The organism is Pseudomonas lurida, assembly GCF_002563895.1.
Taxonomy (GTDB): Bacteria; Pseudomonadota; Gammaproteobacteria; order Pseudomonadales; family Pseudomonadaceae; genus Aquipseudomonas; species Aquipseudomonas lurida.
Map to the genome: position 1 here is coordinate 4,674,545 of NZ_PDJB01000001.1, position 15,846 is coordinate 4,690,390.

The following is a 15,846-nucleotide window of genomic DNA, read 5'->3' on the forward strand; positions in this document are numbered from 1 at the left end:
GGCCTTCCGTGATCCAGTTTTTACTCAACCAGGAACTCCGTAGCGAGCACGCCCTGGACCCCAACCTGACTGTGCTCAACTATTTGCGTGAGCACCTGGGCAAATCCGGTACCAAAGAGGGCTGCGCCAGCGGCGACTGCGGTGCGTGCACCGTGGTGGTCGGCGAGTTGCACACGGACGACCAGGGGGCCGAACATATTCGTTATCGCAGCCTCAACTCGTGCCTGACCTTTGTGTCGTCGCTGCACGGTAAACAACTGATCAGCGTCGAGGACCTCAAGCACCAGGGCCAACTCCACAGCGTGCAGCAGGCCATGGTGGAGTGCCATGGTTCGCAGTGCGGCTTTTGTACCCCTGGTTTCGTGATGTCGCTGTTCGCCCTGCAAAAGAACAGCGAAGCGCCGGACAGCCAGAAGGCCCATGAAGCCCTGGCCGGCAACCTGTGCCGCTGCACCGGCTATCGTCCGATCCTCGCGGCTGCCGAACAGGCCTGCTGCAACAAACCTCAGGACCAGTTCGACAGCCGTGAAACCGAGACCATCGCCCGCCTCAAAGCCATCACCCCGACGCAAACCGGTGAACTCAACAGCGGCGACAAACGCTGCCTGGTGCCGCTGACCGTCGCCGACCTGGCCGACCTTTATGACGCCTATCCGCAAGCCCGCCTGCTGGCCGGCGGCACCGACCTGGCGCTGGAAGTCACCCAGTTCCACCGCACGCTGCCGGTGATGATCTACGTTGGCAACATTGAAGAAATGAAGCGCATCGAAGACTTCGACGACCGCCTGGAAATCGGCGCTGCCACCGCCCTTTCCGACTGCTACGCCGCGCTGCACCACGCATACCCGGACTTCGGCGACCTGCTGCACCGCTTCGCCTCCCTGCAAATCCGCAACCAGGGTACCCTCGGCGGCAATATCGGCAACGCGTCGCCAATTGGCGATTCGCCGCCGCTGCTGATCGCCCTCGGCGCACAGATTGTGCTGTGCAAGGGCGAGACACGCCGCACGTTGGCGCTCGAAGACTATTTCATCGATTACCGTGTCACCGCCCGCCAGGACAGCGAGTTCATCGAGAAGATCATCGTGCCGAAGGGTCACGCGTTGTTCCGCGCCTACAAGGTTTCCAAGCGCCTGGACGATGATATTTCCGCCGTCTGCGCCGCGTTCAATCTGAAGATCGACAACGGTGTGATTCGCGAAGCCCGCGTCGCGTTCGGCGGCATGGCCGCCACGCCCAAGCGCGCCAAGAGCTGCGAAGCCGCGTTGGTCGGCGCCACCTGGAACAGCGCCACCGTGGAAAAAGCCTGCGCCGCCCTGGCCCAGGACTTCACCCCCTTGTCAGACTTCCGCGCCAGCAAGGAATACCGCCTGCTCAGCGCCCAGAACCTGCTGCGCAAATACTTCATTGAACTGCAAACGCCGCACATCGAGACTCGGGTGACCGCTTATGTCTAACCATCACGCCGTCGTTAAAACCCAGGCCGAACTCGCCGAGCTGTTTGCCCGCGACCTCACCTCCGGGGTCGGCCGCAGCGTCAAGCATGACAGCGCCGCCAAACATGTTTCCGGCGAAGCGCAGTACATCGATGACCGCCTGGAATTTCCCAATCAGTTGCACCTGTATGCACGCATGTCCGACCGCGCCCATGCTCGAATCCTCAGCATCGACACCGCGCCCTGCTACGCCTTCGACGGCGTGCGCATCGTCATCACCCATGAAGACGTGCCAGGCCTCAAGGATATCGGCCCGTTGATGCCTGGCGATCCCTTGCTGGCGATTGATACGGTGCAGTTCGTTGGGCAGGTCGTGCTGGCCGTCGCCGCCCGCGACCTGGAAACCGCGCGCAAGGCCGCCATGGCGGCGGTGATCGAATACGAAGACCTGGAACCGGTGCTGGATGTGGTCGAGGCCTTTCGCAACAAACATTTCGTGCTCGACAGCCACACCCATCAACGAGGTGATTCGGCCAGCGCACTGGCGACTGCGAAAAACCGTATCCAGGGCACCCTGCACATCGGTGGCCAGGAGCACTTCTACCTGGAAACCCAGATCTCTTCAGTGATGCCCACCGAAGACGGCGGCATGATCGTCTACTGCTCCACACAGAACCCCACCGAAGTGCAGAAACTGGTGGCCGAAGTACTGGACGTGTCGATGAACAAGATCGTGGTCGACATGCGCCGCATGGGCGGTGGTTTCGGTGGCAAGGAAACCCAGGCGGCCAGCCCCGCGTGCCTGTGCGCAGTCGTGGCGCGCCTGACCGGCCAGCCCACCAAGATGCGCCTGCCGCGGGTCGAAGACATGTTGATGACCGGTAAGCGCCACCCGTTCTATATCGAATACGACGTGGGCTTCGACGACAGCGGCCGCCTGCACGGGATCAACCTGGAACTGGCGGGTAACTGCGGCTGCTCGCCAGACCTGTCGAACTCGATTGTCGACCGTGCGATGTTCCACGCCGACAACTCGTATTACCTGGGCGATGCCACCGTCAACGGCCATCGCTGCAAGACCAACACCGCGTCTAATACCGCCTATCGCGGTTTCGGCGGGCCCCAAGGCATGGTCGCCATCGAGGAAGTGATGGACGCCATCGCCCGCCATCTGGCCCTCGACCCGCTGGCCGTTCGCAAGGCCAACTATTACGGCAAGACCGAGCGCAACGTCACCCACTACTTCCAGACAGTCGAGCACAACATGCTCGAAGAGATGACTGCCGAGCTGGAAGCCAGCAGCCAATACGCCGAGCGCCGCGAAGCGATCCGGCTGTACAACGCCCACAGCCCGATCCTGAAAAAAGGCCTGGCATTGACGCCGGTTAAATTCGGCATTTCGTTTACCGCCAGCTTCCTCAACCAGGCCGGTGCATTGATCCATATCTACACCGACGGCAGCATCCACCTGAACCACGGCGGCACCGAGATGGGCCAGGGCCTGAATACCAAGGTCGCGCAGGTGGTGGCCGAGGTATTCCAGGTTGAAATCGACCGTGTGCAAATCACCGCCACCAACACCGACAAGGTGCCCAACACCTCGCCAACGGCGGCTTCCAGCGGTGCCGACCTGAACGGCAAGGCCGCGCAGAACGCCGCCGAAACCATCAAGCAGCGCCTGGTGGAATTCGCCGCACGCAAATACGACGTGAGCGAAGCGGATGTGGAATTCCACAACGGTCACGTGCGCGTGCGTGACCAGATACTGACCTTCGAGGCGTTGATCCAGCAGGCGTATTTCGCCCAGGTCTCGCTGTCCAGCACCGGTTTCTACAAGACCCCGAAAATCTTCTACGACCGCAGCCAGGCGCGGGGCCGGCCGTTCTACTACTTTGCGTTCGGCGCGGCGTGCTGCGAGGTGATCGTCGACACGCTGACTGGCGAATACAAGATGCTGCGCACCGACATCCTCCACGACGTGGGCGCCTCGCTGAACCCGGCCATCGACATCGGCCAGGTGGAAGGCGGCTTTATCCAAGGCATGGGCTGGCTGACCATGGAGGAGCTGGTGTGGAACAACAAGGGCAAGCTGATGACCAACGGCCCGGCCAGCTACAAGATCCCGGCGGTGGCTGACATGCCGCTGGACCTGCGGGTGAAGCTGGTGGAAAACCGCAAGAACCCCGAAGACACGGTGTTCCATTCCAAAGCCGTGGGCGAGCCGCCGTTCATGCTCGGCATCGCTTCGTGGTGCGCGATCAAGGACGCGGTGGCGAGCCTGGGTGACTATCGTCATCAGCCGAAGATCGATGCGCCGGCGACACCGGAGCGTGTGTTGTGGGGCTGCGAACAGATGCGGCAGTTGCAGGCGGCGAAGGCTGTTGAGGCTGAAACCGAGATGGCTTCGCTCTAGACCGAGGCGCTGCCTTCGCGGGCAAGCCCGCTTCCACATCTGGAATGCATTTCCCTGTGGGAGCGGGCTTGCCCGCGATAGTGGCCTGACTGACAACAGAGATGTTGAGGTAGACATGAACAACTGGATCAGCGCCCTCGCCGACCTGCAGAACAAGGGTGAACCCTGCGTGCTGGTCACGATCATCGAAGAGCTCGGCTCCACGCCGCGCAATGCCGGTTCGAAGATGGTGATCAGCGCCGCGCAGACCTTCGACACCATCGGTGGCGGGCACCTGGAATACAAGGCGATGCAGATCGCCCGCGAAATGCTCGCCAGTGGCCACCAGAACACTCGCCTGGAGCGCTTCAGCCTGGGCGCGAGCCTGGGCCAGTGCTGCGGCGGCGTGACCGTGTTGCTGTTCGAGCCCATGGGCCAGGTGCAGGCACAGATCGCCGTGTTTGGCGCCGGCCACGTGGGGCGTGCGCTGGTGCCGCTGCTGGCGAGCCTGCCGTGCCGGGTGCGCTGGATCGATTCCCGTGACCAGGAGTTTCCGGACACGCTCCCTGAAGGCGTGCGTAAAATCGTCAGCGAAGAGCCGGTCGACGAAATTGCCGACTTGCCAGCGGGCAGTTACTGCATTGTCATGACCCACAATCACGCGCTGGACCTGGAACTGACTGCCGCCCTGCTCAAACGCAACGACTTCGCCTACTTCGGCCTGATCGGTTCGAAGACCAAACGGGTCAAGTTCGAGCATCGCCTGCGCGATCGCGGCTTCGACACCACACAGCTGCAACGCATGCGCTGCCCCATGGGCCTCTCCGAGGTGAAGGGCAAGTTGCCGGTGGAGATCGCCATCTCCATCGCCGGCGAAATCATCGCCACCTATAACGCCAATTTCGGCCAGCACACCGCCAGCGCCGAACCCATTGCCAAACTGCTTGTGGCTTCGCGCCGCAGCCAAGCTTTGACTTCTTTTGCCAAGAATTGAGAACACCATGCCTTTGACTCGCAAAGCCTACCGTGCCGCCATCCTGCACAGCCTCGCCGACCCCGCTGAAGTGGGTATCGACGCCTCCTATGAGTATTTCGAAGACGGCCTGCTGGTTATCGAAAACGGCCAGATCAGTGCCGTCGGTCATGCCGGCGACTTGCTGCCGACGCTGCCTGCCGATATCGACATCACCCACTTCCAGGACGCGCTGATCACCCCCGGCCTGATCGACACCCACATCCACTTGCCGCAAACCGGCATGGTCGGCGCGTATGGCGAGCAGTTGCTGGATTGGCTCAACACCTACACCTTCCCGTGCGAAAGCCAGTTCGCCGACAAGGCTCACGCCGAAGAAGTCGCGGACATTTTCATCAAGGAACTGCTGCGCAACGGCACCACCACCGCGCTGGTGTTTGGCAGCGTGCATCCGCAGTCGGTGAATGCATTCTTCGAAGCCGCCGAGAAGCTCGACCTGCGCATGATCGCCGGCAAGGTGATGATGGATCGCAACGCGCCCGACTACCTGACCGACACCGCCGAATCCGGCTACCAGGAGAGCAAGGCGCTGATCGAGCGCTGGCACGGCAAGGGCCGCTTGCACTACGCCGTCACGCCGCGTTTTGCGCCGACCAGCACGCCGGAACAACTGGCGCTGGCCGGGCAGTTGCTGGCCGAATACCCAGACCTGTACATGCAGACCCACATCAGTGAGAACAAGCAGGAAGTGGAGTGGGTGAAGGAGTTGTTTCCGGAGCGCAAGGGCTACCTGGATGTGTACGACCATTACAAACTGCTGGGCGAGCGCTCGGTGTTTGCCCATGGGGTGCACCTGTGTGATGACGAGTGCGCGCGGTTGGCGCAGACGGGTTCGGCGGTCGCGTTTTGCCCGACCTCGAACTTCTTCCTCGGCAGTGGCCTGTTCAATTTGCCGATGGCGGAGAAGCACAAGCTGAATGTGGGCCTGGGCACCGACGTGGGCGGCGGCACCAGTTTCTCGCTGCTGCAAACCCTGAACGAAGCCTACAAGGTCATGCAGTTGCAGGGCGCGCGGTTGAGCCCGTTCAAGTCGCTGTACCTGGCCACCCTGGGCGGTGCACGGGCGCTTCGGCTGGAAGACAAGATTGGCACGTTGCAACCGGGGACGGATGCGGACTTCCTGGTACTGGACTACAACGCAACGCCGCTACTCAGCTACCGCTTGAAGCAGGCGAAGAACATTGCCGAGACGTTGTTTGTATTGATGACGCTGGGGGATGACCGGACGGTGTTGCAGACCTATGCGGCCGGGCAGCGGGTGCACCAACGCTAACTTCAGATACACCACAAAACTACTGTGGGAGCGGGCTTGCTCGCGAATACGGAGTGTCAGTCGCCAGATGTATTGACTGATTCATCGTATTCGCGGGCAAGCCCGCTCCCACATTTTTTTGTCCCATGTGAAGCCGGGAGCTTACAGCTTGATGGACGAGCGCCCCGGCTTCTTGGTCTGCAACAGGTGTGAGAACACCGCATGCAAATCATCCGACGCGCTCTCTTCATCGAGGTTGAGCTTGCTGTCGATATGGTCCATGTGATGCATCATCAGGTTTACCGCCAGCGCCGCATCCCGTGCCTCGATCGCATCGATCAATTGGGTGTGCTCATCGTAGGAACAGTGCGAGCGATTGCCGCTTTCGTACTGGGCGATGATCAATGAGGTCTGGGACACCAGGCTGCGCTGGAAGCTGATCAGCGGTGCATTCTTGGCCGCTTCGGCCAGCTTGAGGTGGAATTCGCCGGAGAGGCGGATACCGGCTCCGCGATCGCCACGGGAAAAGCTGTCGCGTTCATCGTTGACCATCTGGCGCAGCTCGGCGAGTTGCTCGGCCGTGGCGTGTTGCACCGCCAATTCGGTGATCGCCCGCTCCACCAGACGCCGTGCGAGGAACACCTGGCGTGCTTCCTCGACACTCGGGCTGGCGACCACTGCACCGCGATTGGGCCGCAGCAGCACCACGCCTTCATGGGCCAGGCGCGACAAGGCGCGGCGAATAATGGTGCGGCTGACGCCAAAGATCTCGCCCAGTGCCTCTTCACTCAACTTGGTACCGGGTGCCAGGCGTTGTTCGAGGATCGCCTCGAAGATATGCGCGTAGACGATATCGTCCTGGGTTCCGATGCGACCAGCCTTGCCGGCACGCGGTTGTTTCTTGAGAGGTTGCAACTGTTCGTTCATGGGCACTCGGGTTTGGAGAACGGCGGCGAATTAACGGTAATACGGCAACAGCGTGTCGCTGGCAAGTATCACCTAAAAACAGGGCACATTGTACACAACCCAATGCGCCAACACACTGTACGGCTATTTGCGGCCGCGGCTGTATTGCAATGAGTCGTTACGTTTGAGTTTAGGCTTGAATCTGCGCCGTCACCGGCTACACCCCAGGTAAAAGGAACACCTCTGCATGAACGACGCCACCCAAGCGCCTTTGCGCCCGCTGGCCGACACGTCTGCGTCGGCCGTCGTCGCCGGCTTCATTGCCATGATGACCGGCTACACCAGCTCCCTGGTCCTGATGTTTCAGGCCGGACAGGCCGCCGGCTTGACCACGGCGCAGATTTCTTCATGGATCTGGGCGATTTCCATCGGCATGGCGGTGTGCAGCATCGGCTTGTCCCTGCGCTACCGCACGCCCATCACCATTGCCTGGTCGACGCCGGGCGCCGCGCTGCTGATCACTAGCCTGGGGGGGGTGAGTTATGGCGAGGCCATCGGCGCCTACATCACCTGCGCCGTGCTGGTGACGATTTGCGGGTTGACCGGCAGCTTTGAAAAACTGGTCAAGCGCATCCCGGCATCCCTGGCAGCCGCGTTGCTGGCGGGGATTCTGTTCAAGATCGGCAGCGAGATCTTCGTCGCCGCACAGCATCGCACCGGGCTGGTATTGGGGATGTTCTTCACCTACCTGGTGATCAAGCGCCTGTCGCCGCGTTATGCGGTACTCGCCGCACTCGTCATCGGCACCCTGCTGTCAGGGCTCATGGGGTTGCTGGACTTCAGCGGTTTCCACCTGGAAGTGGCGACGCCCGTGTGGACCACGCCGCACTTCTCGTTGGCGGCGACCATCAGCATCGGCATCCCACTGTTCGTGGTCGCGATGACCTCGCAGAACATGCCCGGCGTCGCGGTACTCAGGGCGGACGGCTACAACGTGCCCGCCTCGCCCCTGATCACCGCCACCGGCCTGGCTTCGCTGGTGCTGTCGCCATTCGGCTCCCACGGCATCAACCTGGCCGCCATCAGCGCGGCGATCTGCACCGGGCCCCATGCCCACGAGGACCGTAACAAGCGTTATACCGCCGCGGTATGGTGCGGGGTGTTCTACGGGATTGCCGGCGTGTTTGGCGCGACCTTGGCGGCCTTGTTTGCGGCCTTGCCCAAGGAGTTGGTGCTGTCGATTGCAGCGCTGGCGTTGTTTGGCTCGATCATCAATGGCCTGAGCATCGCCATGAATGAGCCGAAGGAACGCGAAGCGGCGCTGATCACCTTCATGGTCACCGCGTCTGGCTTGACGTTGTTTTCCATCGGGTCGGCGTTCTGGGGGATTGTGGCGGGGGTGTTGACGCTGCTGATTCTGAACTGGCGCAAGGCATAAAAAAACGGCGACCCTCAGGTCGCCGTTTTCTTCAGTATCACTTGGCCGCGTTGATCGGCTTATCCGGATACCACACGTCCAGCAACGGGCTGACTTCAGCGCTTTTCAGCTCGCTGCGGCCTTTGAGCCAGCCTTCAACGGCAGCACGCTGCTCTTCGCTGACCGAACCACGCTTCTGCAGGCAAACCAGACCGTAGTCATCGCCGCCAACATAGCCGAGACCGTTGGCCTCCATCGCTTCTTTCAGGAAGGCGTCGAGGAAAGCGTCAATAGCCTTGTCGTCCAAACCTTCTACGAAATCCAGGTTCAGTTCGAAACCCAGCTCTTGAAATTCATCAACGCACAGTTTTTTGCGCAGACGCTGGGAACGGTTAGTCGCCATTGGAACAATCCTCATAAGTAATAACGGGCGGCACTTTAGCAGTTTAAGGCGGCGATTGCCCGACTCTCTGGGACAGGCGGCACTTTGCAGGTAAAAAAAACGCTGATTACCAGCTATCGTTCAGCTACAACGGGATCCACCTTGGGGCATAATGCCGACACTTTCATGACTATTGAGGGATTTTCTTCTATACCCCTCGCCTTTTTCACCCTCCTCAGCAGTAGGGTTCTACTTCTTATGATCAAATCTTTGCGTTCCGTGTTGCTCGCCGGTTTTCTTCTTCCACTGGCCTTTTCCACCTCCGCTGCCCCCGTCAACAACACCCTGCCGCCCAATGTTCAGCAGGCACTCGCCAAAGCCAAGCTACAAAACACTGCGCTGTCCCTGGTGATGATCCCCCTGAACGGCCCCGGCACGCCTACCGTATTCAATGCCGACGTGTCGGTGAACCCGGCTTCTACCATGAAGCTGGTCACCACCTATGCGGCCCTTGAAATGCTCGGCCCTAACCACCAGTGGAAAACCGAGTTCTACACCGACGGCACCCTCAGCGGTGGCGTGTTGCACGGCAACCTGTACCTCAAGGGCGGCGGCGACCCCAAGCTGAACATGGAAAAACTCTGGCTGCTGATGCGCGACCTGCGGGCCAACGGTGTGCAGCAAGTCACCGGGGACCTGGTGCTGGACCGCAGCTTCTTCAACCAGCCGCTGTTGCCGGAATTCAATGACGATGGCAACGACGAGAACAAACCGTTCCTGGTCAAGCCGGACGCGCTGCTGGTCAACCTCAAGGCCCTGCGTTTTGTGACGCGCAATGATTCCGGCCGGGTGCTGGTGTCGGTCGAGCCGCCGATTGCGAGCATCCGCATCGACAACCAGGTCAAGGTTTCCAACGCCAAGCAGTGCACTGGCGATGTGCGCTACAACCCGGTCACCGCCGCCGATGGCAGCGTTACAGTCACTGTCAGCGGCCAGTTGGCCGATGGCTGCAGTTCGCAGACCTATCTGTCATTGCTGGACCACGCCACCTACACCGCCGGTGCCGTACGGGCGATCTGGAAGGAACTGGGCGGTACCATCCAGGGCCGCGACATCCAGGCGCCGGTGCCCAAGGACGCCAAGGTGCTGGCCCGGGCCTTCTCGCCGGACCTCGCAGAAATCATCCGCGACATCAACAAATACAGTAACAACACCATGGCCCAGCAGCTGTTCCTGAGCCTGGGCGCGCAGTTCCGCAACGATGCCGACGGCGACGATGCCAAGGCCGCGCAACGGGTGGTGCGCCAGTGGCTGGCGAAGAAAGGCATCACCGCGCCGCACCTGGTGATGGAGAACGGCTCCGGCCTGTCCCGTGCCGAACGGGTCAGCGCCCGCGAGATGGCCGCCATGCTGCAAGCCGCCTGGAAAAGCCCTTACGCCGCGGAGTACATCAGCTCGATGCCGATTGCCGGCACTGACGGCACCATGCGCAAACGCCTGAAGACCACCGCCATGCGCGGCGAAGCGCACGTCAAGACCGGCACCTTGAACACTGTGCGCGCCATCGCCGGTTTCAGCCGCGACAACAACGGCAATACCTGGGCCGTGGTGGCGATCCTCAACGATCCAAAACCATGGGGCGCTTCGTCGGTGCTGGACCAGGTGCTGCTGGATTTGTATCGCCAGCCGAAGGTGATGGCGGCCGCTCCCGTCCTTTAAGACATCACGCAGGCCCATGTGGGAGCGGGCCTGCGGCGGTCTCAAGCGCGCAAGCGCTCGGCCTCCACCCTGTCCCTGCCCGCTTGCTTGGCCACGTACACGGCTGAGTCGGCGCGCAGCAGCAGCCCGTCGATGCCCTCATCCACTCGCCAGCTGGCCACGCCAAAGCTGGCGGTGACGGTCCCTACCGGCTCCATGGGCGCACAGCGCAGCGACTCCCACAACTCTATCGCCAGGCTATAGGCCTGATCGCCATCGGTGTGGGGGCACAGCACCATGAATTCCTCGCCACCCAGGCGGCAGAACACATCGGTGCGACGCAGGCGCTGGCCGATGCGTTTGCACAGCTCCTGCAACACCCCATCGCCGACGGCATGCCCATGCTGGTCGTTGATACGCTTGAAGTGATCGATATCGAGCATGATCAACGACAACGCCCCCGAGGTGCGGTTGAGCCTGACCATCTCGGCCTTGAGGCGATCCTGGAAATAGCGACGGTTGTGGATGCCGGTCAGGGAGTCGGTAATCGACAGCGCACGCAGCTCTTCTTCCACCCGCTTGAGATCGGAAATATCCGACACGTAGCCATGCCATAGCGTACCGCCTGCGGGTAACTCTTCTGGCGTGGCCTCGCCACGAATCCAGCGCAGACCACGCTGTGGCAACAGCACCCGGTACTCCTCGCGCCAATGGCTCAACTGCAACGCCGACAAGCGGATCGAGGCGCGCACCCGTTCCGCATCCAGGGGATGGATGCGCTCGAAGACCTTCTTCGCATCCTGCTGCAACACGCCGGGCTCGATTTCATAGATGTCGCGCATGCCATCACTGGCGTAGATAAACTTCCAGTTGTCGTGGGGTTCGAGGGTGAACTGGAAGATTCCGCCGGGGACGTGGGCGCTGAGTTTCTTGAGCAGGCGGTCCCGAGCCGCCAAGGCTTCGTAGGCACGCTTTTGTTCGGTAATGTCCAGGTAAATCGCCAGGTGCCCGATCCACAAACCATGGTCATCCAGCAAGACCGTGGCCAGCATGTTCACGGTCAATGGGCTGCCGTCTTGGCGGACCAAGGTCCATTCACGGGCTTCGTGCAGGTTGTCCGGGCTTTCCACCAGCATCGCCTGGCTCGCGGGTATGCGCTTGCCCAGGGCCACCGTCAGGCTGGCGGAGCGCGCTTCCAGTTCAGTCGCCAGATGCAGGCTTTCCAGGGTGTGCGTGCCCACCACGTCTTCGGCCTTGAAGCCCAGCATCTGCTCGGCACCGGCGTTGAACGTGTTGATGACACCGCGCAGGTCGGTGGCAATGATCGCCACCTGGGTGGCGGCATTCAGCACGCTGCGCAATTGGCCATGGGCACCGCGCAATTCCTGCTCACGCAAACGCAATTGGGCAGTGCGCTGCTCCACCAGTTTCAACGCACGCTGGCGCTGGCTCACCAGTACATAGAGCAAGGCGCTGAGTAACAGGCTGAGCAAGCCACCCATGGTCAGCACCGTAGACAGCGAAGAGTGGTTGGCCTGGTCGAACACTTGGCTTGGGCGCAGTTTCAGGGCGTACACATGGTCGCCCAATGTGAGGCGGCGCGCGCCGACAAGGGGACTCTCGCCAACGGCATTGTTGGACTCGAAGAGCACGCGCTGCTGCAGGTCGGAGGTATCGACGATCTGCATCACCAGGTTGTCCCGATTCGGCTTGGGCAAGCCGTCGGCCACCAGCTGGCGCATGCTGATCACCGCCATCACATAGCCGTAGGGTTCGTTCTGGGATTGTTCGGAAGTGGACAGGTGGCTCACCGGCGCGACCAGTAAAACCCCGGTCGCATAAGCCGGTTCTACCCCCACCAATTGCATGGGTTGGGAGACCGCCAGCCTGCCGGTGTTTTGCGCACGTTCGAGGGCCGATCGTCGCAGCGGTTGGGCCAACAGGTCAAAGCCAAGCGGTGCGCCCAGCAGGCTTTGGGTCTGGCTGTACAACACCGGCACGTACTCGTCGCGCTCGGGCGCAGGCACCAACTCACCGGCCGAATTCAACTCTCGGATAACAAAGGGCATGCCGCGCTGGTGGGACACGGCTTGTTCAAACTGGCCGCGCTGCTCGCGATATACCCTGGGCGCCCAGGAATAAGCGCGGGCGCGCAACAACAAGGGCTGGGCAAAACCGTCGAACTCTTCACGGGATACGTCGTCGGAATTGACGAAGAAACGCCGCAGGCTGTTCAGACGTTGCTCCTGGTCGTCGAAGCGTTCCTGCAGGCGGGTATAGCGCTCATTGACCAGCAACTGAAAGCGCTGGCGCACCTGTTGCTGATAAAGGTCGGACGCCGCCCAGGCGACAATCGCCGTCAAGGCAAACCCTGCCAGTAACACCACCAATGCCACCAGCCAAGCCGACGCCTGCTCACTGATAAAGCCTAGGATTTTCGGGCGGACAGCTTGCAACGGCATAGGCAACACTCACAACGCCAGTGTGCGGGGGGTGTCACTTTGGCTAGGCCTTAGTTATAGCCATCGGTCCTGAATTTGACCAGCGTAAAAAAGCCGCAAGCCCGGAATAAATCAGGCTTGCGGCTCTTTTAGGGGCAGCGATCAGCGTGCGGTGATTTTCCACGCCCGGTGGATCTTCGCATTGCGTGCAAAGTCCGGGTCGATGGTCTTGTCGCTGATTTCCTCGACCGCATAGCGTTCGCTGAGGTTGTCCTCCAGCGCGAACTTGCGGAAGTTGTTCGAGAAGTACAACACGCCGCCCGGCGCCAGGCGCGCCATGGCCAGGTCGAGCAACTGCACATGGTCACGCTGCACGTCGAAGATGCCTTCCATGCGCTTGGAGTTGGAGAAGGTCGGCGGGTCGATGAAGATCAGGTCGAACTCATCACGGCTGGCCTCCAGCCATGCCATCACGTCACCCTGCTCCAGGCGGTTCTTGTCAGAGAAACCGTTGAGGGAGAAGTTGCGGCGCGCCCAGTCCAGGTAGGTCTTGGACAGGTCGACACTGGTGGTGCTGCGCGCGCCGCCCTTGGCCGCGTGCACACTGGCGGTAGCGGTGTAGCAATACAGGTTCAGGAAGCGCTTGCCGGCGGCTTCTTTCTGGATGCGCAGACGCATCGGGCGATGGTCGAGGAACAGGCCGGTGTCCAGGTAGTCGGTGAGATTGACCAGCAGCTTCACGCCGCCTTCGCTGACTTCGGTGAACTTGCCCTGCGCACTCTGGCGCTCGTATTGCTTGGTGCCGCTCTGGCGCTCGCGACGCTTGACCACCACGCGGCTCTTGTCGATGTTAAGCGCCTGGGGAATGGCCGCCAGCGCATCGAACATGCGTGCGGAGGCTTTTTCCGGGTCGATGGACTTGGGCGCCGCGTATTCCTGCACGTGGACCCAATCGTGATACAGGTCGATCGCCATGGAGTATTCCGGCATGTCGGCATCGTACACGCGGTAGCAATCCACGCCTTCGCGCTTGGCCCACTTGCCTAGCAGCTTCAGGTTTTTTTGCAGGCGGTTGGCAAACATCTGCCCGCCTTCGCTCAGGCGCGCCTGCTCGACCACGGGGGCCGGGGCGGGTTTGATCGGGTTGCCGTTCTTGTTGTACTGGCGCTCTTGCGGTTCAGCCGGGGCTTGATCGTACGCAGCTTGCTCACGCTCGGCCTGGCGCTGCTCCGGGGTGCGACGCTCGCCGGTGACGAACTGGTCAGGGTTGACCTTGATCAGCAGCAACTTGCACGGCAAGGCGCCGTTCCAGAACGAATACTGCTTGTGGCTGCGGATGCCCATGCGCTTGCCCAGGTCCGGTGCGCCGGTGAACACCGCCGCCTCCCAGCCCATGCACGCCTGGCGCAGGCGCTCGCCGAGGTTCTGGTAGAGGTACAACAGGCTGGCTTCGTCACCCAGGCGCTCGCCGTACGGCGGGTTGCAAATGACCAGGCCTTTCTGGTTCTGGTCCGGACGCGGCTCGAAGGTGCCAACTTCGCCCTGGTACACCTTGATCCAGTGACTCAGGCCGGCGCGCTCGATGTTGTTGCGCGCAGGCTGGATGAGGCGTGGATCAGCTTCGTAGCCACGGATCCACAGCGGCGGCTTGTTCATGCCAATAGCGGCACGTTCAGTGGCCTCGGCATGCAGTTTTTTCCACAGCGCCGGGACGTGACCAAGCCAGGTGGTGAACCCCCACAGTTCGCGGTTCAAGTTCGGCGCCATGTCGGCCGCGATCATCGCGCCTTCCACCAGGAAGGTCCCCACACCGCACATCGGGTCGCTCAGCGCGCCGCCTTCAGCGGCAATACGCGGCCAGCCGGAGCGGATCAGGATCGCGGCCGCCAGGTTTTCCTTCAACGGCGCTGCACCCTGCTGCAGGCGGTAACCGCGCTGGTGCAGGCTGTGGCCGGACAGGTCGAGGGACAGGATGGCTTCGCCGCGGTCCAGGCGCAGGTGAATGCGCAGGTCCGGGTTGATCTTGTCGATGGACGGGCGTTCGCCGGTCGGGGTGCGCAGCTTGTCGACGATCGCATCCTTGACCTTCAGCGCGCCAAAGTGGGTGTTGTCGATGCCCGAGCCGTGGCCACTGAATTCCACCGCCAGGGTGCCATCCGGGACCATGTGGTCGGCCCACTCGATATCCAGTACGCCGTGGTAGAGGTCTTCGGCGTCCTTCATAGGGAAGCGCTTGAGCACCAGCAGCACGCGGTTGGCCAGGCGCGACCAGAGGCACAGGCGGTAGGCGGTTTCCATGTCGGCCATGCCGCGCACGGCCGAGGTGTGCTCGCGGGCTTCCTCAAGGCCAAGCCCGACGGCTTCCTCGATCAGCAGGCCTTCGAGGCCCTTGGGGCAAGTGAGGAAGAGTTCAAAACGGTCCGACATGGGGCAATCCAAGCTTTTCAGCAATAAATGAACGGGCGACGCATCGCCGGCTCGGTTTTCAATCAAGCACTTTTCTTGAAGAGTGCTCGCGTGGCACGAATGTGCCGTCCCACCCCGCCTGCTGGGCCTTTGAGCCTTTTAATGACGGGGCAGATGAATAATTTGACGTAACAAAAAGAAATATTCCGACCCTTCGTCGAATAATAACCGACTGCAGCGGGCGGGCATTCTCACTAAAGGATTAAACCCATCCTCTTTGCAGGGTGCATCATAGCTGGCTTTGCCGAATAAATGGGGCGAAAAGCCATCCCAGCTTATGGCTATAGCATCGTTATCGTTACGTGCTTATGACAAAACGATCATTGAATCCATGTGACCTATTGGTTAGAACTCAACACAGGTTGGCGCCGTAACGACGCCGACACATAGGCTCGCCACGCCGGCAGCGAGCCCACCAACGGC

The 15,846-nt window shown here is 61.4% G+C and carries 10 protein-coding genes; 6 read left to right on the forward strand and 4 right to left on the reverse strand.

The features are described from left to right. The first annotated feature begins 8 nt into the window (after positions 1-8). From xdhA to guaD, 4 genes are all read left to right on the forward strand, one after another. The gene (gene xdhA / locus ATH90_RS21150; RefSeq protein WP_069077999.1) at positions 9-1,457 is read left to right on the forward strand and encodes a xanthine dehydrogenase small subunit; all 1,449 of its coding nucleotides are present in this window, start codon (positions 9-11) and stop codon (positions 1,455-1,457) included. Further along, a complete protein-coding gene (xdhB, locus tag ATH90_RS21155) occupies positions 1,450-3,849 on the forward strand; it encodes a xanthine dehydrogenase molybdopterin binding subunit (RefSeq protein ID WP_034108197.1) in 2,400 nt (799 codons plus the stop codon). The genes xdhA and xdhB overlap by 8 nt, the downstream gene beginning before the upstream one ends. Before the next feature lie 115 nt (positions 3,850-3,964). Further along, on the forward strand, positions 3,965-4,822 hold the full coding sequence (gene xdhC / locus ATH90_RS21160; RefSeq protein WP_034108199.1) for a xanthine dehydrogenase accessory protein XdhC: 858 nt from the start codon (positions 3,965-3,967) through the stop codon (positions 4,820-4,822). Between the two features lie 7 nt (positions 4,823-4,829). Continuing rightward, positions 4,830-6,134: a guanine deaminase gene (gene guaD, locus ATH90_RS21165; protein WP_098467200.1), complete on the forward strand. Its 1,305-nt coding sequence runs from the start codon at positions 4,830-4,832 to the stop codon at positions 6,132-6,134. Between the two features lie 141 nt (positions 6,135-6,275). On the opposite strand, the gene ATH90_RS21170 is transcribed toward guaD, so the two are convergent. Then, positions 6,276-7,040: a GntR family transcriptional regulator gene (locus tag ATH90_RS21170; RefSeq protein WP_098467201.1), complete on the reverse strand. Its 765-nt coding sequence runs from the start codon at positions 7,038-7,040 to the stop codon at positions 6,276-6,278. Between the two features lie 226 nt (positions 7,041-7,266). Here ATH90_RS21170 and ATH90_RS21175 point away from each other — a divergent pair, with 226 nt between their 5' ends. Continuing rightward, a complete protein-coding gene (locus tag ATH90_RS21175) occupies positions 7,267-8,457 on the forward strand; it encodes a benzoate/H(+) symporter BenE family transporter (RefSeq protein ID WP_034108203.1) in 1,191 nt (396 codons plus the stop codon). Positions 8,458-8,494: 37 nt separating this feature from the next. On the opposite strand, the gene ATH90_RS21180 is transcribed toward ATH90_RS21175, so the two are convergent. Then, positions 8,495-8,839, reverse strand: coding sequence for a YggL family protein (locus ATH90_RS21180; RefSeq protein WP_034108205.1), 345 nt, complete (start codon positions 8,837-8,839; stop codon positions 8,495-8,497). 237 nt (positions 8,840-9,076) lie between these two features. Between ATH90_RS21180 and dacB the strand changes: the two genes are divergently transcribed. Then, positions 9,077-10,537 carry a D-alanyl-D-alanine carboxypeptidase/D-alanyl-D-alanine endopeptidase gene (gene dacB, locus ATH90_RS21185; RefSeq protein WP_069078001.1) on the forward strand — a complete coding sequence of 487 codons (1,461 nt, stop codon included), beginning with the start codon at positions 9,077-9,079 and terminating at the stop codon, positions 10,535-10,537. A gap of 41 nt (positions 10,538-10,578) precedes the next feature. Here dacB and ATH90_RS21190 read toward each other — a convergent pair whose 3' ends face one another. Both ATH90_RS21190 and rlmKL read right to left on the reverse strand, forming a co-directional pair. Next, positions 10,579-12,978, reverse strand: a complete 2,400-nt coding sequence (locus tag ATH90_RS21190; RefSeq protein ID WP_098467202.1) for a sensor domain-containing diguanylate cyclase — start codon at positions 12,976-12,978, stop codon at positions 10,579-10,581. A gap of 141 nt (positions 12,979-13,119) precedes the next feature. After that, positions 13,120-15,384, reverse strand: coding sequence for a bifunctional 23S rRNA (guanine(2069)-N(7))-methyltransferase RlmK/23S rRNA (guanine(2445)-N(2))-methyltransferase RlmL (gene rlmKL / locus ATH90_RS21195; RefSeq protein ID WP_069078003.1), 2,265 nt, complete (start codon positions 15,382-15,384; stop codon positions 13,120-13,122). Positions 15,385-15,846: the final 462 nt, after the last annotated feature.

Coding starts and splice junctions, on each gene's coding strand:
- guaD (WP_098467200.1), top strand. CDS start 4,830: ATGCCTTTGACTCGCAAAGCCTACCGTGCCGCCATCCTGCACAGCCTC.
- xdhC (WP_034108199.1), top strand. CDS start 3,965: ATGAACAACTGGATCAGCGCCCTCGCCGACCTGCAGAACAAGGGTGAA.
- ATH90_RS21190 (WP_098467202.1), bottom strand. CDS start 12,978: ATGCCGTTGCAAGCTGTCCGCCCGAAAATCCTAGGCTTTATCAGTGAG.
- ATH90_RS21170 (WP_098467201.1), bottom strand. CDS start 7,040: ATGAACGAACAGTTGCAACCTCTCAAGAAACAACCGCGTGCCGGCAAG.
- ATH90_RS21175 (WP_034108203.1), top strand. CDS start 7,267: ATGAACGACGCCACCCAAGCGCCTTTGCGCCCGCTGGCCGACACGTCT.
- ATH90_RS21180 (WP_034108205.1), bottom strand. CDS start 8,839: ATGGCGACTAACCGTTCCCAGCGTCTGCGCAAAAAACTGTGCGTTGAT.
- dacB (WP_069078001.1), top strand. CDS start 9,077: ATGATCAAATCTTTGCGTTCCGTGTTGCTCGCCGGTTTTCTTCTTCCA.
- xdhB (WP_034108197.1), top strand. CDS start 1,450: ATGTCTAACCATCACGCCGTCGTTAAAACCCAGGCCGAACTCGCCGAG.
- rlmKL (WP_069078003.1), bottom strand. CDS start 15,384: ATGTCGGACCGTTTTGAACTCTTCCTCACTTGCCCCAAGGGCCTCGAA.